The sequence below is a fragment of the Pelagerythrobacter marensis genome (assembly GCF_036700095.1).
Taxonomy (GTDB): domain Bacteria; phylum Pseudomonadota; class Alphaproteobacteria; order Sphingomonadales; family Sphingomonadaceae; genus Pelagerythrobacter; species Pelagerythrobacter marensis_A.
This window is the reverse complement of record NZ_CP144918.1, coordinates 1,905,645-1,925,344: the sequence shown is the minus strand read 5'-3', so window position 1 is coordinate 1,925,344 and position 19,700 is coordinate 1,905,645. Positions and strand designations below refer to the sequence as shown.

General features: G+C 68.9%; 18 protein-coding genes and 1 tRNA gene. 9 read left to right on the top strand and 10 right to left on the bottom strand.

Annotated elements, in window-relative coordinates; all coding sequences use genetic code 11:
• Window positions 1-34: 34 nt before the first annotated feature.
• From V5F89_RS09090 to recR, 4 genes are all read right to left on the bottom strand, one after another.
• Entirely contained in the window at window positions 35-754 is a 720-nt protein-coding gene (locus V5F89_RS09090) for a hypothetical protein (RefSeq protein ID WP_338445336.1), read from the bottom strand.
• Window positions 755-770: 16 nt separating this feature from the next.
• On the bottom strand, window positions 771-2,183 hold the full coding sequence (locus V5F89_RS09085; protein WP_338445335.1) for a DNA recombination protein RmuC: 1,413 nt from the start codon (window positions 2,181-2,183) through the stop codon (window positions 771-773).
• Between the two features lie 71 nt (window positions 2,184-2,254).
• Window positions 2,255-2,821, bottom strand: a complete 567-nt coding sequence (locus V5F89_RS09080; RefSeq protein WP_338445334.1) for a peptide deformylase — start codon at window positions 2,819-2,821, stop codon at window positions 2,255-2,257.
• A gap of 171 nt (window positions 2,822-2,992) precedes the next feature.
• Complete coding sequence (gene recR, locus V5F89_RS09075; protein WP_338445333.1) at window positions 2,993-3,589, bottom strand: recombination mediator RecR; 597 nt, start codon at window positions 3,587-3,589, stop codon at window positions 2,993-2,995.
• A 52-nt stretch (window positions 3,590-3,641) separates the two neighbouring features.
• Here recR and fmt point away from each other — a divergent pair, with 52 nt between their 5' ends.
• From fmt to V5F89_RS09055, 4 genes are all read left to right on the top strand, one after another.
• Window positions 3,642-4,547 carry a methionyl-tRNA formyltransferase gene (gene fmt, locus V5F89_RS09070; RefSeq protein WP_338447547.1) on the top strand — a complete coding sequence of 302 codons (906 nt, stop codon included), beginning with the start codon at window positions 3,642-3,644 and terminating at the stop codon, window positions 4,545-4,547.
• Between the two features lie 34 nt (window positions 4,548-4,581).
• Entirely contained in the window at window positions 4,582-5,619 is a 1,038-nt protein-coding gene (locus V5F89_RS09065; RefSeq protein ID WP_338445332.1) for an alpha/beta hydrolase, read from the top strand.
• Between the two features lie 11 nt (window positions 5,620-5,630).
• Window positions 5,631-6,371, top strand: a complete 741-nt coding sequence (gene truA / locus V5F89_RS09060; RefSeq protein ID WP_338445331.1) for a tRNA pseudouridine(38-40) synthase TruA — start codon at window positions 5,631-5,633, stop codon at window positions 6,369-6,371.
• Window positions 6,372-6,535: 164 nt separating this feature from the next.
• A complete protein-coding gene (locus V5F89_RS09055) occupies window positions 6,536-7,648 on the top strand; it encodes a zinc-binding dehydrogenase (protein ID WP_338445330.1) in 1,113 nt (370 codons plus the stop codon).
• A gap of 48 nt (window positions 7,649-7,696) precedes the next feature.
• On the opposite strand, the gene V5F89_RS09050 is transcribed toward V5F89_RS09055, so the two are convergent.
• Window positions 7,697-8,674, bottom strand: a complete 978-nt coding sequence (locus tag V5F89_RS09050; RefSeq protein ID WP_338445329.1) for an asparaginase — start codon at window positions 8,672-8,674, stop codon at window positions 7,697-7,699.
• An 87-nt stretch (window positions 8,675-8,761) separates the two neighbouring features.
• On the opposite strand from V5F89_RS09050, the gene V5F89_RS09045 reads away from it, so the two are divergent.
• Window positions 8,762-8,837 (top strand) — tRNA-Val (locus V5F89_RS09045).
• Window positions 8,838-8,992: 155 nt separating this feature from the next.
• Here the strand turns inward: V5F89_RS09045 and V5F89_RS09040 are convergent.
• Window positions 8,993-9,571 carry a TlpA disulfide reductase family protein gene (locus tag V5F89_RS09040; RefSeq protein ID WP_338445328.1) on the bottom strand — a complete coding sequence of 193 codons (579 nt, stop codon included), beginning with the start codon at window positions 9,569-9,571 and terminating at the stop codon, window positions 8,993-8,995.
• A gap of 16 nt (window positions 9,572-9,587) precedes the next feature.
• Between V5F89_RS09040 and argH the strand changes: the two genes are divergently transcribed.
• The 4 genes from argH to V5F89_RS09020 all read left to right on the top strand — a co-directional run bounded on the left by argH (window position 9,588) and on the right by V5F89_RS09020 (window position 13,372).
• Window positions 9,588-10,964: an argininosuccinate lyase gene (gene argH, locus V5F89_RS09035; protein WP_338447546.1), complete on the top strand. Its 1,377-nt coding sequence runs from the start codon at window positions 9,588-9,590 to the stop codon at window positions 10,962-10,964.
• On the top strand, window positions 10,964-11,212 hold the full coding sequence (lptM, locus tag V5F89_RS09030) for an LPS translocon maturation chaperone LptM (protein ID WP_338445327.1): 249 nt from the start codon (window positions 10,964-10,966) through the stop codon (window positions 11,210-11,212). The genes argH and lptM overlap by 1 nt, the downstream gene beginning before the upstream one ends.
• Window positions 11,213-11,321: 109 nt before the next feature.
• The gene (lysA, locus tag V5F89_RS09025; RefSeq protein WP_338445326.1) at window positions 11,322-12,581 is read left to right on the top strand and encodes a diaminopimelate decarboxylase; all 1,260 of its coding nucleotides are present in this window, start codon (window positions 11,322-11,324) and stop codon (window positions 12,579-12,581) included.
• Complete coding sequence (locus tag V5F89_RS09020) at window positions 12,578-13,372, top strand: siroheme synthase (protein WP_338445325.1); 795 nt, start codon at window positions 12,578-12,580, stop codon at window positions 13,370-13,372. The genes lysA and V5F89_RS09020 overlap by 4 nt, the downstream gene beginning before the upstream one ends.
• Window positions 13,373-14,356: 984 nt before the next feature.
• Here the strand turns inward: V5F89_RS09020 and V5F89_RS09015 are convergent.
• The 4 genes from V5F89_RS09015 to serA form a co-directional block, all read right to left on the bottom strand.
• A complete protein-coding gene (locus tag V5F89_RS09015) occupies window positions 14,357-15,328 on the bottom strand; it encodes a MarR family transcriptional regulator (RefSeq protein WP_338445324.1) in 972 nt (323 codons plus the stop codon).
• A 74-nt stretch (window positions 15,329-15,402) separates the two neighbouring features.
• Window positions 15,403-16,692, bottom strand: a complete 1,290-nt coding sequence (locus V5F89_RS09010) for an adenylosuccinate synthase (RefSeq protein ID WP_338445323.1) — start codon at window positions 16,690-16,692, stop codon at window positions 15,403-15,405.
• 160 nt (window positions 16,693-16,852) lie between these two features.
• Entirely contained in the window at window positions 16,853-17,965 is a 1,113-nt protein-coding gene (locus tag V5F89_RS09005) for an ATP phosphoribosyltransferase regulatory subunit (protein ID WP_338445322.1), read from the bottom strand.
• A 103-nt stretch (window positions 17,966-18,068) separates the two neighbouring features.
• Window positions 18,069-19,664, bottom strand: coding sequence for a phosphoglycerate dehydrogenase (gene serA, locus V5F89_RS09000; RefSeq protein ID WP_338445321.1), 1,596 nt, complete (start codon window positions 19,662-19,664; stop codon window positions 18,069-18,071).
• Window positions 19,665-19,700: the final 36 nt, after the last annotated feature.

Here is a 19,700-nt window from a genome sequence, read left to right as displayed (position 1 = left end):
GCGAACGGCCGGCGCCGTTTCGATGAAGACGATTCTAGTCGCCCGCCACCAGGCTGGTGATGCTCCACTTCCCGTCGCGGCTCGATGCGATCAGGCGATAGTCGATCAGGCTGCGCAGGCGGTTCGTCGCCACATATCCCCGCGCCCCGTCGACGGTTGCGACATGCTGGAAAGGCGCGTCGGGGACGTATCCTCCGACCGGTTCCACCACGTTCCAGGAAAGCGCGCGCACCGGTTCGGCATCGGGCGCGGCGGCCATGCGGAGGGGCACGCCCTTTCCGGTCACGATCATTCCCGTCATCGGGTCCACTCCGTCGATCGACTGGGCGAAATACCAGGGGATGGTCATGCCCGCCTGCCCCTGAGCGGCGCAGCCGAGGCGAAGCAAAGCGGCCAGTTCCTGCCATAGCGGCGATTCGGGCTGCTCCAGCCGCTTGCGCAACTGTTCCGCACCCGCCCCGCCGCCGAAGTCGAGCTTGATGTCGGGCGCGGCAAGCGCGAGCATGGCATCGACATCGCGCGCTTCCACCGCCCGGGCCAGATCGCGGCGAAAGGCATCCCCGCCGGGAAGCCCGGCACACTCGTCGCGCGGCGCATAGGGGCCGCCGGCAGGCGGGGGCGTCGCCGCGCCCGCCGCTTCCTGCACCAGCCGCTCGGTCGCGTCGCGCAGCTCTTCCGATGGCGCACGGCCTTCGCCGCAAGCGGCGAGCGCAAGAGCGAGCAACAGGGCGGGAACGATCGGGGCGGCACGCATCGGCGGTTCTTCCGCGTCAATCCCCGCCTTTGTCAAGCGAAGGCAGCGAACGCGACTCCTCCCCCTCGGCATCGTCCGCGGTATAACGGGGGGCGCTTTCCACCAGCGGGATCTCATCGATCTCGCGCTTGCCGATCTCGATCCCCTTGTCCCTGAGCCGGCGACCGGCGGAAAGCACGTTGCGTTCGAAACTGCCGACGAACTTGTTGTAGTTGTTGACCGCGGTTTCCAGCCCGCCGCCAACCCGCTTCATATGCTCTGCGGCGACAGCGAGCCGGTCGTAGAGTTCGGCCCCCGCCTTGCCGATCGCGATCGCCTCGCGCGCGATGGTGTCCTGCCGCCAGACTTGCGCCACCGTGCGCGCGATGGCGACGAGGTTGGTCGGCGTTGCCAGCAAAACCTTGTTGCGGAAGGCGAAGTCCCACAGTTCCGGGTCGTGCTCCAGCGCCGCGGCGACGAAATGTTCGCCCGGCACGAACATGACCACGTAATCGGGCGCTTCCTCGAACTGGCTCTGGTAACTCTTGGCGCCGAGCGCCTGGACATGGCCGCGCATCGATTTGGCATGAAGGTCGAGGTGCCGCCGGCGCTCGTCCTCGTCGTCGGCTTCGAACGCGGCCTGATAGGCATTGAGCGACACCTTGGCGTCGATCACCAGCTTCTTTTGCCCCGGCACGCGCACGATCGCGTCGGGGCGCAGGCGGCCTTCTTCGGTATCCAGCGAATGTTCCAGATCGAAATCGGTGTGTTCGCTCAGCCCGCATTGTTCGAGGACATTCTGAAGCGCCCGCTCGCCCCAGCGGCCGCGGGCCTTGGGCGCGTTGGTCAGCGAATTGCCCAGCCGCTGCGCCTCGCGCCGGACCTCTTCCTGCCCGCGCTGCATCTCCGTGATCTGCTGGTGGAGGCGCGCGAAGGCATCGGTGCGCTTTTCTTCCAGCGCGGCGACCTGCTCTTCGTATTTCTTCAGCCGTTCGCCCACCGGTTGCAGCAGGCTGGCGAGCGCCGCCTTGCTGGCTTTCTCCGAATGGCCGAAGCGCTCGGTCGCGCTGGCGAGGAAGCGTTCCTGCGCCGCGCCGAGCACTTTGGCGCCGGTATTCTCGAATTCCTTCAGCAGCTTCTCGCGCGATTCCTCCAGCAGGCGCTTCTGTTCCTCGAACCCGGCGCGCTCCGCCCGGAAGGCGGCGTTTTCCTCGCGCGCGCGGTCGAGCTGCTCGGCCAGCGCGTCGGCGCGGGCGGCCCGCTCGCTCATCGTGGCGAGTTCGGGCGTCATCGCCGCGATCTTGTCCGCCAGCCGCTTCGCCTCCGCATCGCGCTCCTCGTGGCGCGCCTTCCATTCGGCAATCGGGCGCGCGCCGGCAAACCACCCGGCCAATGCGCCGAGCGCCAGGCCGAGAATCAGTACGACAGGGATAAGAACCACGGAATCCATCCCACCACGCTAGGCGGAACGGAAACGGAACGCCAGATGGCCCGGCGAGTTTTCCGCCATTGGCGGCGGCGTCACGCCGCCTGGCGCAGCTTCTGCAGCTTCTTGAGCGCCATCTGCCGCTTCAGCCGGCTGAGATGGTCGATGAAGAGAATGCCTTCGAGGTGGTCCATCTCGTGCTGGATGCAGGTCGCCATCAGGCCCTCCATCTGCTCTTCGTGGACGTTCCCCTCCAGATCCTGCCAGCGCACGCGGCAGGTCGCCGGGCGGTCGACGTCGGCATAGATGTCGGGGACCGAGAGGCACCCTTCCTGATAAGTCGCCAGTTCGTCCGCCGGGTCGAGAATTTCCGGGTTCACGAAAATCCGCGGCTCGTTCTTCGTCGGCTGGTGCGTATGCTGATGCCCGCCGTGGTCGCACACTTCGGGCTCGGCATCCGGGTCTTCGGGCTGGAGGTCGATCACCAGCACGCGCTTGGGCACGCCGATCTGAATCGCGGCGAGGCCGATGCCGTTCGCGGCATACATGGAATCGAACATGTCCTCGACGAGCGTCTTCAGCTCGTCGTCGAACGCGGTGACCGGTTCGGACACGACCTTGAGCCGGGGATCCGGCACTTCGAGAATTTCGCGGATTGCCATGGGGGTAAAATAGTATGCGGCGCCGCAATCGACAAGTGAGCTTTCCGAGCCCCAGCGAAGGCTGGGGTCTCAGGCCGCTCGGGGAGCGCCGGCTCGAAACAACCCAGGGAGCGCCAGCGGCCTGAGGTCCCAGCCTTCGCTGGGACTCATGCTTTGTTATGCTACGCTACATTACCCCACCGGCCTTCGCGCCCGCAGCGCCTGGGCCAGCGTGCCTTCGTCGAGGTAGTCCAGCTCGCCGCCCACCGGCAGGCCGTGCGCAAGCTGGGTCACGCGCACCGGCAGGTCCTCCAGCCGTTCGGCGATGTAGTGCGCGGTCGTCTGCCCCTCCAGCGTGGCGTTCATCGCCAGAACGATCTCGTCCACCCCGCCATCGCGCACCCGTTCGAGCAGCGCGCCGATCGTCAGGTCCTCCGGCCGCACCCCGTCGAGCGCCGAGAGCCGCCCGCCGAGCACATGGTATTTGCCGGTGAACAGCTTCGCCCGATCGAGCGCCCAGAGGTCGGACACATCCTCCACCACGCAGATCGCGCGCGCATCGCGCCGGTGATCGGCGCAGATGCCGCACGGCGCCCGGGTGTCGATATTGCCGCACACCGGGCATTCGACCAGCTTGTCGCGCACCTCGGCCATCGCGCCGAGCAACTGGTCGAGCGCCGTCTCGCGCCGCTTGACCAGCCACAGCACCGCACGGCGGGCGGAGCGCGGCCCGAGCCCGGGCAGCCGCGCGAGCGCCGATGCGAGGTTCTCGATCTCTTGCGATGCCATGAGGGGGGAGATAGGGCCTGCGCTCCCGCAACGAAAGGTGGCCGCCGGGCTTATGCGCATCGTCTTCATGGGAACGCCCGAATTCGCCGTGCCGGCGCTGGCAGCGCTGGCGGACGCGGGGCACACGCTGGTCGCGGCCTATACCCAGCCGCCGCGCCCCGCGGGCCGGGGCAAGAAGCTCCAGCCCTCGCCCGTCCAGCGCGAGGCGGAAGTGCGCGACATTCCCGTGCGCTACCCCGCGTCGCTGAAATCGGCGGAGGCCCAGGCGGAGTTCGCGGCGTTCGAACCCGATGTGGCGGTCGTCGCCGCCTATGGCCTGATCCTGCCGCAGGCGGTGCTCGACGTGCCGACTTACGGCTGCCTCAACATTCACGCCAGCCTGCTGCCCAAGTGGCGCGGCGCGGCGCCGATCCAGCGCGCGATCCTGGCGGGCGACGCAGTGACCGGGATCACGATCATGCAGATGGAGGCCGGGCTCGACACCGGCCCGATGCTCGCCACCGCGCGCACCCCGGTCGACGACAAGACCGCGGGCGAGCTGACCGAGGAACTGGCCGAGATCGGCGCGCAGCTGATGGTCGGCACGCTGATCGATCTTCCTGCGCTCCAGCCCGTGCCGCAGGACGATCGGCAGGCGAGTCACGCGCCCAAGATCGACAAGGCCGAAGCGCGGATCGACTGGACGAACGATGCCGAGGCGATCGAGCGCCAGATCCGCGCCATGGCCCCCTCCCCCGGCGCCTGGTTCACCCTCGGCGGCGAGCGGATCAAAGTGCTGAAAGCCGACGTGGTCGCGCGCGAGGGGAAGCCTGGTACGGCGCTCGACGACGAGTTCACCATCGCCTGCGGCTACGCCGCGCTCCGCCCCACCCGCATCCAGCGCGCCGGCAAGCCCGCGATGGACGTCGCGGCCTTCCTGCGCGGAAGGGCGGTGCCATCAGGGACGATGGTGGAATGATCCCGACGCCGCGCAATACCGGAGCCGAACGACCATGAAGACACCGCCCTTTCTCCGCATCCTTGCCGCCGCCATCGGCCTCGCCGCGCTGGCGCACCCCGCCGCCGCGCAGCCGGAGGCCCCGTCCCCTGCGGTCCAGCAGTTGGGCGTCGATCTCGAACATTTCGCATATCCGTGGCCGGTGGAGACAATGCCGGTCCAGCTCGGCGATACCGCGGCGCAGATGGCCTTCATGGACGTCGCCCCGGACGAGCCCAACGGCCGCAGCGTCGTGCTGCTGCACGGCAAGAACTTCTGCGGGGCGACCTGGCAGGGCACGGCCGAGGCGCTGCTCGCCGCCGGCTACCGCGTGCTGATTCCCGACCAGATCGGGTTCTGCAAATCCTCCAAGCCGCGCGAGGCGCAGTACACGTTCGCCATGATGGCGGCCTTCACCCGCGCGCTGATGGAGCGGCAGGGGATCGCCGATGCCGCGGTGATCGGCCATTCGACCGGCGGCATGCTGGCGATGCATTTCGCGCACATGTATCCGGGCGCGGTCCGCCAGCTCGTGCTGATCAATCCGCTGGGGCTGACCGACCGGATGGCCGAAGGCGTGCCTTACGTGCCGCTGTCGAAGCTGGTCGAGCAGGAGCGGGCCAAGGGTTACGACGATATCCGCCAGTACCAGCTCGACACATATTACCACGGCGAATGGAAGCCGCGCTACGACCGCTGGGTGCGGATGCTCGCAGGCCAGTACGCCAGCGGCGATGCCGTCGCTTACGCCCAGGCCAAGACCAGCGAGATGATCCTGACCCAGCCGATCTCCCAGCATCTGGAGCGTCTGACCATGCCGGTCACGCTGATGGTGGGGATGCTGGACACGACCACTTTCGGCAAAGGGCAGGCGCCGCCGGACGTGCAGCAGAGGCTTCGCGCAATCCCGGCCCTCGCGCCCGAAGCGGCGCGCCGCTTCCCCGACGGCGAACTCGTCGTTTTCGACGATCTGGGCCATTCGCCGCAAGTCGAAGCGCCCGAGGTGTTCGAGCCGCGCCTGCTCGAAGCGCTCGCCCGCGCCGAGGCGCGCTGACCCGGCAAGGCATGACCCGCTTCGCGCTCACGCTCGAATTCGACGGCACGCCGTTCATGGGCCTGCAGCGCCAGCCGCACGGGCCGAGCGTGCAGGAAGCGGTCGAGCGCGCGGTCCATGCGGTGACGGGCGAGCACGCGACGCTCCATTCCTCGGGCCGCACCGATACCGGTGTCCACGCGCTCGCCATGCGCAGCCATGTCGACATCGAAAAGCCGTTCGAGCCGTTCCGGCTGATGGAGGCGCTGAACGCGCTTCTCCGCCCCGATCCGATCGCGGTGATCGGATGCGAGATCGTGCCGGACGACTGGCACGCGCGCTTCAGTTGCATCGGGCGCGCTTACGAATACCGGATCGTCAACCGCCGCGCGCCGCTCACGCTCGACAAGGATCGCGCGTGGCAAGTGCCGCAGCCGCTCGATGCCGACGCCATGCACCGCGCCGCGCAGGCGCTGGTCGGGCGGCACGACTTCACCACTTTTCGCTCGGTCCACTGTCAGGCGGCGAGCCCGGTCAAGACGCTCGACCGCCTCGCCGTCCGCCGCGCGGGCGAGGACGTGCTGATCGAGGCGGAGGCGCGCAGCTTTCTCCACCACCAGGTCCGCTCGATGGTCGGCTGCCTCGCGCTCGTCGGCATGGGCCGCTGGCGGGAGGAGCAGGTGGCCGAGGCGCTGGCCGCGCGCGACCGCCAGGCGCTGGGCCTCAATGCTCCGCCCGGCGGGCTCTATTTCGTGCGGGCGGTCTATCCCTGACCCCTTCCGGGCCGATCGTCGTTCGTATCGCGGGTATGGTCAAATCCGGTCTCGCACCTTGCCCCGAAGGTCGCTAGAGAGCGTTGCAAACCACAACCGTTCGTTCCGGGGAGGCGAAGCTGCTGGCGCAGCCGCCTCGAAAACCAGAGAGAGGAAATCGACCGATGACCACCGCCGGCAAGCAGCTTTTCACCACCCTCGCGGCCGACGGCACCCTGACGGTGGAAGTCGCCGAAACGCAGTTTCCCGACCCGACCGGCAACCAGGTGCTGGTGAAGATGGAAGCCGCGCCGATCAACCCGAGCGACCTTGCGCTGCTGTTCGGCCAGGCGGACATCGACAATGCGGAGTTCTCGCCCGGCAAACTCGTCGCCCATATGCCCGAACCCTTCAACTCGGGCGCCAAGGGCCGCCACGGGCAGCGCCTGCCGGTCGGCAACGAGGGCGCGGGCACGGTGGTCGCGGCGGGCGATTCGGAAGCGGCCCAGGCGCTCGTCGGCCAGCGCGTCGCCTGCGTCCCGGGCCAGGCCTTCTCCCAATATGCCATCGCCGATGCCGCCATGTGTCTGCCGCTGGGCGACAACTCCGCGCGCGACGGGGCGAGCGCTTTCGTCAATCCGATGACCGCCCTGGGCTTTGTCGAGAATGCGAAGATGGACGGGCAAAAGGCGATCATCCATTCCGCCGCCGCCTCCAACCTCGGCCAGATGCTCAACCGCATCTGCCAGGAAGACGGGATCGCGCTGGTCAATATCGTGCGCAAGCAGGAACAGGTCGACCTGCTGAAAGGGCTTGGCGCGAAACACGTCGTCAACTCGTCGGACGACGATTTCATGGAGCAGCTCTGCGCTGCGATCGACGCGACCGATGCCTATTACGGGTTCGATCCGATCGGCGGCGGCAAGACGGTCGATGCCTGTTTCAAGGCGATGGAGCGGGTCGCCGTGGGCAAGATGCGCGAATATTCGCGCTACGGCTCCAACCAGCAGAAGCGCATGTTCATCTACGGCCGGCTCGATCTCGGCCCGACGATCCTGACGCCCAGCTACGGCTTCGGCTGGACGCTCTCGGGCTGGCTGCTAACCCCGTTCCTCGCGCAGGCGGGCGCGGAAACCGTGGGCCGGATGCGCAAGCGCGTGCTCGACAATCTCACCACGACTTTCGCCAGCCACTACAAGCGCGAGGTGACGCTGGAGCAGATGCTGGAGAAGGACGCGGCGACAGATTATCGCGCGATGAAGACGGGCGAGAAATATCTGGTCACGCCCTGGGGATAGAGAGTCATCCCCACGCGGGGGCCCCGGCGAAGGCCGGGGCTTGCATGGCTATCGCCGGTCGAACGCCGCCTGCATCGCGGCTATCTCGTCGACACCTTCGGCAATCAGCAGTTGCAGCAATATGCGCGCCTTTTGCGGATTGAGCGCGCGCGCGGCGACGAAGCCCAGGCCATCGTCGTCGAGTTCGACATTGCGATCGACCGAGCCTTCGTCGACGCGGCTCGAGCGGACCACCGGCACGCCGGCTTCGGCCAGCGCGGCGATGACGGAAGCGGGCGCATTGCCGTGGCCCAGCCCGGCCAGCACCAGCCCGCGCGATCCGGCTGCCAGCGCGGCGTGCACGGGCGCGGCATCCATGTCGGCGTGGGCATAGACGATTTCCACCCGCGGCAGCGCCTCCGGCCAGGCGAAGCGCGCCGGGTCGCCGGGGCGTGCCGGCGGCCCGAACCAGTCGAGCGAGGCGGGATTGACCAGGCCCAGCGGCCCGCGCGGAAACCCGCGGAAGGCATCGATCTGCGCAGTGGCGGATTTTCGCACGTCGCTTGCGGCAAAGACGGCGTCGCCCATCACCACCAGCACGCCGCGCCCCGAGGCATCGGGATCCCCCGCCACCCGCACGGCATTGGCGAAATTGCGCATCCCGTCGCTCCCGACCGCATCGGCCGGGCGCATGGCGCCGACCAGGACGACGGGCTTGCCGGCGGGCCGCGTGAGGTCCAGCAGCCAGGCCGTTTCCTCGGCCGTGTCGGTGCCGTGGGTCACGATCACGCCGTCCACCCCGTCGTCGGCATAGGCATCGGCGATGTGGCGGTGGAGCGCCTGCCATTCGCGCCAGCCGATGTCCTGCGAACCGACTGCGGCCACTTCGTGCCCGTCCAGCTCGGCCTCCAGACCCAGCGCCTGCGCCTGGGCCACCATCTCGGCGATCCCGATCTGGCCGGGCCGGTAACCGCGCTTCAGCGCCGATCCGGCGGACCCGGCAATCGTGCCGCCCGTGGCGAGGATGCGGATATGCGGTCGGTTCATACCCAGCGCGCCCTAGCGCCGCAAAGCCGCGAGGCCAACGGCAATTGATTCTCCGCCAATGCACGCTATGTGCTGGCGCTTCCCATGGGGCGGTTAGCTCAGCTGGTAGAGCATCTCGTTTACACCGAGGGGGTCGGCGGTTCGAACCCGTCACCGCCCACCAGGGAACCGGACCCACGCCGTCGTTCGCAATTCTGGAACAGCGAACGAGAAATATAGGGATCGTGCGCGGCCGACCGATCCACCGGCGCTCTGCAGCGCCAGGTGGCGCCCGACGATCGGGACGTCCCCTGCCCCGTCGCCGCCGCGCACGACCGGTTAGTCGACGGCTTCGGCGATCGCCTCGCGCACGTCGGCGCCGGACCAGTCGTGCTCGCCGACAACGCGCCACACTTCGCGGCCGCTCGCGTCATAGAGCACGGTGGTCGGCAGGCTCTGGCTCTCGAGCGCAAAGCCCAGTTCGAGGTCGGGTTCCATCCACGGTTCGAGATGATCGAAGCCCATGCTCGCGAAGAAGGGGCGGACTTTCTCCGCGCCGCCCATATCCTGGCTTACCGTGACGACGCGCAAGCTGTCGCCATATTCGCCGGCAAGATCGTCGAGCTGGGGCATTTCCTTGACGCAGGGCGCACACCAGGTCGCCCAGAGGTTGAGCAGGACCGGCGTGCCCTGCGCGGCGGCGAGATTGAACGTCTCGCCGTCCGGGTCGACCACTTCGATCGCCGGCATCAGGTCGCCTGCATGGCTGCGGTCGAAGATGCCGGCCAGGCCGGCCTTGTCTTCCGCCGACGCGCCCTCGCCTTGCGCCGCCTCCGGCGCTTGCCTATCGCAGCCGGCCAGAACCAGAGCCAGGGCGACACACGTGAACGACAACCGGAACGACGACAAGAACGACACGGGCGGATCCAATGCGATGTGGGGCGGGCGCTTCGCCGAAGGCCCTAGCGCGATCATGCGCGAAATCAACGCCTCGATCCCGTTCGACAAGGCGCTCTGGCGGCACGACATTGCCGCCAGCAAGGCCCATGTCGCGATGCTCGCGGCACAGGGAATCGTCACCGGAGAGGACGCCGATACCATTTCGCGCGGCCTGGACGCCGTCGCGGCCGAGTACGCGGCCGAGGGCGTGCCGGAGGACTGGGACCTCGAAGACATTCACATGACCACCGAAAGCCGGCTCGCCGAACTGATCGGCCCGGCGGCCGGGCGGCTCCACACCGCGCGCAGCCGCAACGATCAGGTGGCGACCGACTTCCGCCTCTGGGTGCGCGAGACGATCGACCAGGCCGATGCCGGGCTGGCGGCGCTGCAGCGGGCGCTGGTGACGCGCGCGGGCGAGCACGCGGGCAGCGTCATGCCCGGCTTCACCCACCTCCAGACAGCCCAGCCGGTCACGCTCGGCCATCACCTGATGGCCTATTACGAGATGATCCGCCGCGACCGCAGCCGGTTTGCCGATGCGCGCGCGCGGCTCAACGAATGCCCGCTGGGGTCCGCCGCGCTGGCGGGCACCGGCTTTCCCATCGACCGCCAGGCGACCTGCGAGGCGCTGGGGTTCGACCGGCCGACGGCGAACAGCCTCGATGCCGTGTCCGACCGCGATTTCGCGATCGACTACCTCCAGGCCGCCGCCCAGTGCGCGCTGCACCTGTCGCGGCTGGCGGAAGAGATGATCCTCTGGGCCAGCCAGCCGTTCGGCTTCATCCGAATGCCCGATACGCTGAGCACGGGCAGCTCGATCATGCCGCAGAAGAAGAACCCCGACGCGGCGGAGCTGGTCCGGGGCCACGCCGGGCGCATCGTCGGCTGTCTGACCGCGCTGATGGTGACGATGAAGGGCCTGCCGCTCGCCTATTCGAAGGACATGCAGGACGACAAGCCGCCGGTGTTCGAAGCGGCCGGACTGCTGGCGCTGTCGATCGCGGCCATGACCGGGATGGTCGCCGACAGCACGTTCGACACCGCGCGGATGCGCGCGGCGGCCGAAATGGGCTTCGCCACCGCAACCGACCTCGCCGACTGGCTGGTGCGCGAGGCGGACATTCCCTTCCGCGAGGCGCATCATATCACCGGCGCCGCGGTGAAGCTGGCGGAAGAGCGCGGCGTCGCGCTCGACAAGCTCTCGCTCGACGAGTTGCAGGCGATCGATCCGCGCATCGGTGAAGGGGTCTATGCCGCGCTCTCGGTCGATGCCTCGGTCGCGGCGCGCGCATCCTATGGCGGGACCGCGCCCGATCAGGTAAGGCAGCGCGTCGACGAAGCGCACAAGGCGCTGGGCATGGAGCGATAATGCGCCGGATCTTCCCTCCCTTGGCTTTGGCCGCTCTGGCCGCCCTGCTCGCAGGCTGCGGACAACGCGCCGATCTGGAACCGCCGGCGGGCGGCTCGCTGCCCCCCGCCCCCTACGGGGCGGAAGTCCGGCCGGAGCCGGAGGATCTCCTCGCGCTCGAGCCGCAGGCGGCGCCCGAACGCAGCGTGGAGCTGCGCAAGCGCTCCGAAGAACGGGAAGACGACCCCTTCGACCTGCCGCCCGAATAGCGCGCATCGACGCCCCGCCCCCCCGCCCCCCCCCGACGGATGCCGGCATATCCGCCGGGCAAGCAAGGCTTGCTCGACTGTCCCCCTTCCTCTCGCTAAGCGGCCGCGCATGGATCATTTCGAACTCAGGAACGGCATTCTCCATGCCGAGGACGTACCGCTGCCGGACATCGCCCAGGCGGTGGGCACGCCGGTCTACGTCTATTCGCGCGCCACGCTGGTGCGCCATGCGCGGGTGTTTCGCGAAGCCCTGTCGGGCCTCGATAACGCCCATGTCGCTTTCGCGGTAAAGGCCAATCCCAACCTCGCGGTGCTCAGCGTCCTGCGGCAGGAAGGCTATGGCGCGGACGTGGTCTCCGGCGGCGAGCTGACGCGCGCCCTGGCCGCGGGCATGGCCCCGGCGGACGTGGTCTTTTCCGGCGTCGGCAAGACGCACGACGAGCTGGTCCAGGCGCTGGAGGCGGGGATCGGGCAGTTCAACATCGAATCGGAGGAAGAGGGGTACGAGCTGGCCGCCATCGCGCGGCGCATCGGGCGGACGGCCGCCTGCGCGCTGCGGGTCAACCCCGATGTCGATGCGCGCACGCACGAGAAGATCTCCACCGGCAAGCGCGAGAACAAGTTCGGCGTCCCGCTCGACCGCGCCGGCGCGGTCTATGCCGCGCTGGCGGACGAGGCCGGGCTCGATATGCGCGGCGTGGCCGTCCACATCGGCAGCCAGCTCGCCGATCTCGAGCCGCTCGAAAGCGCCTTCACCAAGCTCGGCGGGCTGATCGCGGAACTGCGGGGCCAGGGGCATACGATCACCCACGCCGATCTCGGCGGCGGTCTCGGCGTGCCCTACAAGGCGGGCGAGGTCATGCCCTCCCCGGCCGAATACGGCGCAATGGTCGCGCGGGTCACGCGCGACTGGGGCGTGCGGCTGACGTTCGAGCCGGGCCGGGTCATCGCCGGCAACGCCGGGGTCCTGCTGACCCGCGTGATCCGCACCAAGCGCAGCGGCAACGGCCCTCCGTTCGTGATCGTCGACGCGGCGATGAACGATCTCGCCCGCCCCGCGATGTACGGCGCCTGGCACGATATCGAAGCCGTTGCGCCCAGCGGGGAGAAAGCGACCGCGCATGTCGTCGGCCCGATCTGCGAGACCGGCGATACCTTCGCGATGGACCGCGAGACCGACGCGCTTTCGGCCGGCGACCTCGCGGTGTTCCGCACCGCCGGTGCCTATGGCGCGACGATGGCCTCGAGCTACAACAGCCGCGGCTTCGTGGCCGAAGTGCTGGTGGACGGTAACCGGTTCGCGGTCGTCGCCGACCGCATTCCGGCCGATACGATCATGGACGTGGAACGGGTGCCCGACTGGTTATGAGAAGCCTGCCGCTCTTCCATCGCATCGCCGGCACCCGGGTCGTGGTGCTGGGCGAAGGCGATGCGGCGGACGCGAAACGGCGGCTGGTCGAACGCGCCGGCGGCACCTGCTGCGGCGAGGCGGAGGCGCACCATGCGCGCCTCGCTTTCGTGGCTATCGACGACGCAGGGGAGGCTGAAGCCGCAGTCCGGCGGCTGAAAGCGCGCGGCCTGCTGGTCAACGCGACCGACCGGCCGGACTTGTGCGACTTCACCGTGCCGAGCGTGCTCGACCGCAATCCGGTGCTGGTGGCGGTCGGAACCGGCGGTGCATCGGCCGGCCTTGCCAAGCATTTGCGGTTGCGGCTCGAAGCCGTTCTGCCGCCCCCGCTGGGGCAACTTGCCGAAGCGCTTTATGCCGCGCGCGACGTGCTTCGCAGCCGCTTTCCCGACGCCGCCGACCGCCGGCGCGCGCTCGATGCCGCGCTGGCCGAGGGGGGCGCGCTCGATCCGCTGCGCGGGGTGGCGGCGGATCGCGTCGCATCGTGGCTGCAGGACGCGAGCGACGAGAAGCCGGTTGCCCCGATCGAGATCGATCTGGCAAGCGACGATCCCGACGACCTCACTTTGCGCGAAGCGCGCTGGCTGGGCCAGGCGGACACGGTGCTCCACGACTCCCGCGTCCCCCCCGCAATCCTCGACCGCGCGCGCGCCGACGCGGTTCGCCGGCCGCTGGACACAGACGCACAGCCGCCGGCAGAGCTTCCCGCCACGGGCCTGACTCTCGTGCTGCGCCGGCGTGCCGACAGCTAAGGCCGGGGGCTCCCGGGCCGCTACCTCCCCGAGCCCCAGCGCAGGCTGGGGCCTCAGGCCGCTGGCGCTGCGTCTGATACCTTCCCGAGCCCCTGCGAAGGCAGGGGCCTCAGGCCGCTGGCGTGTCGCCTGCTAGCACGAGACCCCAGCCTGCGCTGGGGATCGGAGAGGGGGGGAAACGGAGGGGGGAGAGAAACGGAAAAGCAGGCAAGCAGGCACACCCCACCATCCGCTGGCGAATGCGGACCTTGCGCCGGGGCATGAAGGCAAGCGGACGGAATCGGCCGGTGCCGCCTGGGCATCACAGGATTGCCACCTGGGCGTCACAGGGTTGCCTTGGTAACATCGTTGCGAACGGCGAAAGGGGTTACGGCAACCTTTCGCTCGGCCCTGAGGGCTGCGAGGCGAGATACGGCCAGGGCTCGCCGGCACCGTATCCGTCGGGGGTGTCCCTGGCTCTGCGGCGTTGAGGCCCACCGCAGGGCGGAAAGGGACAGGTCCCCCGAAAACTCCTCGCATACCGGCAAAGGGGGCTTTCTCTGAAGGTCACTAGCCCCCCGAGGCACCGGCCGTCTGGACGAAGCGGCCTGCGTGACGCGTACACGCTCCGCCCCCGTCGCTGTGTGCCAGAGTGGACTGGCGGGGCTCCTATAACCCAATAGGTTATAATTGTCAAGCCATTTTTGCCATAACCTGACCCCCTTCCCGAGTCCCAGCGCAGGCTGGGACCTCGTGCTATCGGGCGCAGCGCCAGCGGCCTGAGGCCCCAGCCTTCGCTGGGGCTCGGAAGGGTATCGGACATAGCGCCGGCGGCCTGGTCCCCGCCTGCGTGGGTGCGCGGAGGGTTACCGGCGACACGCCAGCGGCCTGAGGCCCCAGCCTGCGCTGGGGCTCGGAGGGTATCGGGCGGTGTACCGGCGGCCTGGCCCGCCTGCACCGGACGCGGAGGGAACGAAGCTGCTTTCGCCGTCCGCAAGACCGGCTTCAGACCAGCTTGTCCGCCGCCTTGCCGATTTCCTGGAAATAACGCGCCATCGCCTCCGCCGTGCGATCGGACAGGGCGATGAAGGCGCGCCGGCGGTCGGTTTCGTCCTCGACCCGCTCGAGCAACCCGGAATCGACCATCTGGCCGATCCAGCGCAGGGCGGTCGTCGGCGGAACCCCGCTGGCGATGCACAGGCTGGTGACGGAAACGCGCGCGTGTTCCGCCCGCGCCGCGGTGAGATCGAGGAGAATGTCCCATGCCGGATCGGCAAACAGCGCCGGATCGAAAAAGCGATCGCGCATACGGCGATGGCGGATGATCTGCCGGACCAGTCGCGGATCGGGCAGCGGCGGACGCGCTTCGCGCAGCAGCTTGCGTTCGGCGGTTTCCTCTTCGCTGCGAAAATCGTCCGCCGGCGATTCGAACCGGAAGGCCCCTTCGCCTTTCGGCAGGCCCGCCGAAAGGCGTTCTATCTGCGCGGCAATCTCGCTCACCTGTTCGGTCAGCCGCAGCAAGGTCAGCCGGTCTTCCTCGGACAATTCGCGCACCCGCGAGCCGGGGAGCAATGTCAGCGCGCGCGCGAGCGCAACCATGCGTTCCCCCCTGGCAGGCTCCACCAGGACCTGCGCATGCGACTGGTCGAGACAGCCGAACACGGCATCGAGCGCGTCCATCGTGGTCGAGACGACGAGCTGGGCGCCGGACCGGGCGGCGCGAATGTCCAGCCGGGCCAGCGTCGCCAGAGCCGCCGCTTCCGCAACCGGGCAGTCGACGATCACCACGTCGGCCAGGGGGCGAACACCCCCTTCGTCCAGCGACGCGATCGCGCCGGCCCGGTCCATCCGCAAGCCGGCCGCAGCCGCATCCTCGCCGATCTCGTGCCGCAAGTCCGCCCGATCGGCAAAGACCGCCACCGTCGGCCTCGCACCCACATTTCCCGCCATCTCGTACGCGAAGTCCACCTGACCCATGTTCTGCTCCCTGTGCTCTACCGCAGAACACAGCTAGAACAAAACAGGATTAAGTCAAGAATGGAGTAATCGCGTCAGTCGAGGAACGGATCGCGCACCAGAATCGTATCCTCGCGTTCGGGGCTGGTGGAGACCAGCGCCACCGGCGTTTCGATCAGTTCCTGCACCCGCTGGATATATTTGATCGCCTGCGCCGGCAGCTCGGCCCAGCTGCGCGCGCCCGCGGTGGTTTCGCGCCAGCCCTCCATCTCTTCGTAGATCGGCTCCACCGCCGCCTGATCCGCCGCGTGCGCAGGGAAATAGTCCATGATCTTCCCGTGCAGGCGATAGCCGGTGCAGATGCGCACCGTGTCGAACCCGTCGAGCACGTCGAGCTTGGTCAGCGCGATCCCGGTGACGCCGCTGATCGCGCAGGATTGCCGCACCAGGACCGCATCGAACCAGCCGCAGCGCCGCTGGCGCCCGGTCACGGTACCGAACTCGTGCCCGCGCTCGCCCAGCCGCTGGCCGACGTCGTCGTTCAGCTCGGTCGGGAAAGGCCCGCTGCCCACGCGGGTGGTATAGGCCTTGACGATGCCGAGCACGAAGCCGGTGCTGGCCGGCCCCAGCCCCGAACCGGCGGCAGCGGTCCCGCTGACCGTGTTCGAGCTGGTGACGAAGGGATAGGTGCCGTGATCGACGTCGAGCAGGACGCCCTGCGCCCCTTCGAACAGGATCTTCGCCCCGGCCTTGCGCACTTTCTTGAGCCGTTTCCACACCGGCTGCGCGAACTGCAGCACGAAGGGGGCGATCTCGCGCAAGTCGGCAAGCAGCGCCTCGCGGTCGACCGGCGGCTGGTCGAACCCGGCGCGCAGCGCGTCGTGGTGCGCGCACAGGCGGTCGAGCTGCGGTTCCAGATGGTCGAGGTGGGCCAGATCGCACACGCGGATCGCGCGGCGGCCCACTTTGTCCTCGTAAGCCGGGCCGATGCCGCGGCCGGTGGTGCCGATCTTGCCCGCACCCGCCGCGGTCTCGCGCAAGCCGTCGAGGTCGCGGTGAAGCGGCAGGATCAGCGGGCAGTTGTCGGCGATCGCGAAGTTGTCGGGCGTGATCGTCACGCCCTGCCCTTCGAGCTTTTCGATCTCCGCCTTCAGCGCCCACGGGTCGAGCACGACGCCGTTGCCGATCACCGAAAGCGTGCCGGTCACGATCCCGCTGGGGAGCAGGCTGAGCTTGTAGACCCTGTCGCCCACCACCAGCGTGTGCCCGGCATTGTGCCCGCCCTGAAAACGGACCACAGCATCGGCACGGCTGGCCAGCCAGTCGACGATCTTGCCCTTGCCCTCGTCGCCCCACTGGGCGCCGATTACGGTTACGTTGGCCATGCTTGCACCTCTTCCCCTGCCGGGGAAATCCTCATGGTCCTTCGACAGGACTCGACCAGGGGACGGGGATGGAGGGGCCAGCCCGGCCCCGAATGCGCCCGGCGCGTTAAAGCGGCTGGTGCGGGCGAGTCAAGCCGCGGCATCGCGCCCCGAACACGCATCATGGCTGGACCGCGACCGTCTCGGCGCCTTCCAGCCGGTGGGTGCAGCCGAGCGCGCGCGGGTCTTCGCCTTCGGTCAATGCGGCGACCGTGCGCCAGCCTATCGCCCGCAGCCGGGCGGCCACATCGCGATCGTGGCCGAGCGGAAGGAACAGCGTCTGGCGCGGCGCGGCGACATCGCCGCAATCGGGCAGCGCGTCGAGATAGAGCGAGAACCCGGTCGCACGCTCCTCGCTGCCGCGGATGCAGTAGGTTCCGCCGCGCCCCACCGCGCCGCGCGATCCGGCGGCGTAGAGCGTGAAACCGAACCACGACTGGTATTCGAACCCGTGCCGTTCCGTCGGGTCGAGCGTGCAGCGGACGCCGGCGGGGACGCGCGCGGCCGCCTGGCGCAGCCCCGCGATCCGGCTTTCCAGCACCCCGGCGCCGTCCAGCGCGGCCACGCGCGCGATGGCATCGTCGAACGCGCCGGCGGCATAGAGCAGCGGAACGTAGCCCTCGCCCCCCGCTTCGCGCAGCGCGGCTGCGTCCTTCATGTCGAGTTCGCGCCGCACGGCCTCGATCCGGTCGGGCCGGACGGGCAAGGCCGAGGCTGCCAGCGTATCGACGAGATCGGGCATCGTGAAATCGACCGAGATCCCGCGCGCCCCGGCCGCCGACAGCGCCTCCACCGCGAGCGCGACCAGCTCGCCGGCGGCTTCGGGGCCGTCGCTGCCGACCAGCTCGGCGCCGAGCTGCAGCCGCTGGCGCGCCGGGTCGAGCTGGTCCGCGCTGATCCTGACCACTTCGCCGGCATAGCTGAGGCGCAACGGCCGGGGTGCGCGGGCAAGCCCGGTGGCGGCGATCCGGCCGACTTGCGGGGTCATATCGCTCCGCAGCGCAAGCGTGCGCAGACTGGCCGGGTCGACGAAGCGGAACATGCGCCGCGGGCTGACCCCGTCCATCCGCCCGGCCAGCGAGCGCTCGAACTCCACCAGCGGCGGGCGCACCCGGTCGTATCCGTGCGAATCGAGCACGTCGAGCGCGCCGCGCATGGCAGCCGTGAGCCGGGCCGCTTCGGCCGGAAGGCTGTCTTCGAGGCCTTCGGGCAGGAGATCGTCGGGGTCGGTCATGTCCAAGTCTTCCCTTGCCGCAGGGGCGATCCCGGACGGCGCTTGCCGGGTCCGCCTGTGCCGGGAACGCTCCCGGGTCAACCCCGGGAGCGCCCGGGCCGGATCAGAACGCCAGCGGCATCACGACCTTGACGCCCTCGAGCGCGCAGGCCTTCTTCACCACGTCTTCGGGGATCGGCTGGTCGACCGAGAGCAGCAGGACCGCCTCGCCCCCGGCGCCGGCGCCATTGGGCCGACGGCCGAGATGGAAGGTCCCGATATTGATCCCGTTCTCGCCCAGAAGCGTGCCGATGCGCCCGATGAAACCCGGCGCATCCTCGTTGACGATATAGAGCATGTCGCCGGTCAGATCGGCCTCGATCCCGATGCCGAAGATCTCGACCAGGCGCGGATTGTCGTTGCCGAACAGAGTCCCGGCCACCGACCGGTCGCCCTGGCTCGTGCCCACGGTGACGCGCACGAGGGTGTTGTAGGCCCCTTCGCGCTCGTGCCGGACGGAACGCACGTCGAGCCCGCGCTCCTTTGCCAGATAGGGCGCGTTGACCATGTTCACGCTGTCCGAATACTGCTTCATCAGCCCGGCGAGGACCGCCGCCTCTATCGGCTTGCCGGCCAGTTCGGACGCCGCGCCTTCGCGCTCGATGCTGATCCTGACGAGATTGCCGTGCGCCAGTTGCCCCACGAGGCTGCCCAGCTTTTCGGCCAGTGCCATATAGGGGCGCAGCTTGGGGGCTTCCTCGGCGCTGAGGCTGGGCATGTTGAGCGCGTTCGTGACACCGCCGTTGACGAGGTAGTCGGCCATCTGCTCGGCGACCTGGAGCGCGACGTTGACCTGCGCCTCGGTCGTGCTGGCGCCCAGATGCGGGGTGCAGATGAAACCGGGCGTTCCGAACAGCGGCGATTCCTTCGCCGGCTCGGTCTGGAACACGTCGAGCGCGGCCCCGGCCACATGGCCGCTGTCGAGCGCGTCCTTCAGCGCCGCCTCGTCGATCAGCCCGCCGCGCGCGCAGTTGACGATCCGCACGCCCTTTTTCGTCTTCGCGATATTCTCGGCGCTGAGGATATTGCGCGTCTGATCGGTCAGCGGCGTGTGCAGCGTGATGAAGTCGGCGCGCACCAGAAGGGTATCGAGATCGACTTTCTCGACCCCCAGCTCCACCGCGCGCTCGGCGGTCAGGAACGGATCGAACGCGACCACCTTCATCCGCAGGCCGAGCGCGCGGCTGGCCACGATCGAGCCGATATTGCCGGCGCCGATCAGGCCCAGCGTCTTGCCGGTCACCTCGACCCCCATGAAGTCGTTCTTGGGCCATTCGCCGTTCTGCGTGCGCGCGTTGGCGGCCGGGATCTGGCGGGCCAGCGCCATGATCATGGCGATCGCGTGTTCGGCGGTGGTGATCGAGTTGCCGAACGGGGTGTTCATCACCACCACGCCCCTGCCGCTGGCATAGGGGATATCGACATTGTCGACCCCGATCCCCGCGCGGCCGATGACCTTGAGGTTGGGCGCGGCATCGAGGATCTCGCGCGTCACCTTGGTCGCGCTGCGAATGGCGAGCCCGTCGTATTCGCCGATGACGGCCTTGAGTTCGTCGGGCGTCATGCCGGGCTTCACATCGACCGCGCAGCCGCGCTCTTCGAAAATGCGCGCGGCGTTGGGGTCCATCTTGTCGGAAATGAGAACTTTGGGTTTGGTCATGATCGGTTCCTTGGCAGGGCCGGGCCGCTGGCCGGG

Coding starts and splice junctions, on each gene's coding strand:
- V5F89_RS09090 (WP_338445336.1), bottom strand. CDS start 754: ATGCGTGCCGCCCCGATCGTTCCCGCCCTGTTGCTCGCTCTTGCGCTC.
- V5F89_RS09085 (WP_338445335.1), bottom strand. CDS start 2,183: ATGGATTCCGTGGTTCTTATCCCTGTCGTACTGATTCTCGGCCTGGCG.
- V5F89_RS09080 (WP_338445334.1), bottom strand. CDS start 2,821: ATGGCAATCCGCGAAATTCTCGAAGTGCCGGATCCCCGGCTCAAGGTC.
- recR (WP_338445333.1), bottom strand. CDS start 3,589: ATGGCATCGCAAGAGATCGAGAACCTCGCATCGGCGCTCGCGCGGCTG.
- fmt (WP_338447547.1), top strand. CDS start 3,642: ATGCGCATCGTCTTCATGGGAACGCCCGAATTCGCCGTGCCGGCGCTG.
- V5F89_RS09065 (WP_338445332.1), top strand. CDS start 4,582: ATGAAGACACCGCCCTTTCTCCGCATCCTTGCCGCCGCCATCGGCCTC.
- truA (WP_338445331.1), top strand. CDS start 5,631: ATGACCCGCTTCGCGCTCACGCTCGAATTCGACGGCACGCCGTTCATG.
- V5F89_RS09055 (WP_338445330.1), top strand. CDS start 6,536: ATGACCACCGCCGGCAAGCAGCTTTTCACCACCCTCGCGGCCGACGGC.
- V5F89_RS09050 (WP_338445329.1), bottom strand. CDS start 8,674: ATGAACCGACCGCATATCCGCATCCTCGCCACGGGCGGCACGATTGCC.
- argH (WP_338447546.1), top strand. CDS start 9,588: ATGTGGGGCGGGCGCTTCGCCGAAGGCCCTAGCGCGATCATGCGCGAA.
- lptM (WP_338445327.1), top strand. CDS start 10,964: ATGCGCCGGATCTTCCCTCCCTTGGCTTTGGCCGCTCTGGCCGCCCTG.
- lysA (WP_338445326.1), top strand. CDS start 11,322: ATGGATCATTTCGAACTCAGGAACGGCATTCTCCATGCCGAGGACGTA.
- V5F89_RS09020 (WP_338445325.1), top strand. CDS start 12,578: ATGAGAAGCCTGCCGCTCTTCCATCGCATCGCCGGCACCCGGGTCGTG.
- V5F89_RS09015 (WP_338445324.1), bottom strand. CDS start 15,328: ATGGGTCAGGTGGACTTCGCGTACGAGATGGCGGGAAATGTGGGTGCG.
- V5F89_RS09010 (WP_338445323.1), bottom strand. CDS start 16,692: ATGGCCAACGTAACCGTAATCGGCGCCCAGTGGGGCGACGAGGGCAAG.
- V5F89_RS09005 (WP_338445322.1), bottom strand. CDS start 17,965: ATGACCGACCCCGACGATCTCCTGCCCGAAGGCCTCGAAGACAGCCTT.
- serA (WP_338445321.1), bottom strand. CDS start 19,664: ATGACCAAACCCAAAGTTCTCATTTCCGACAAGATGGACCCCAACGCC.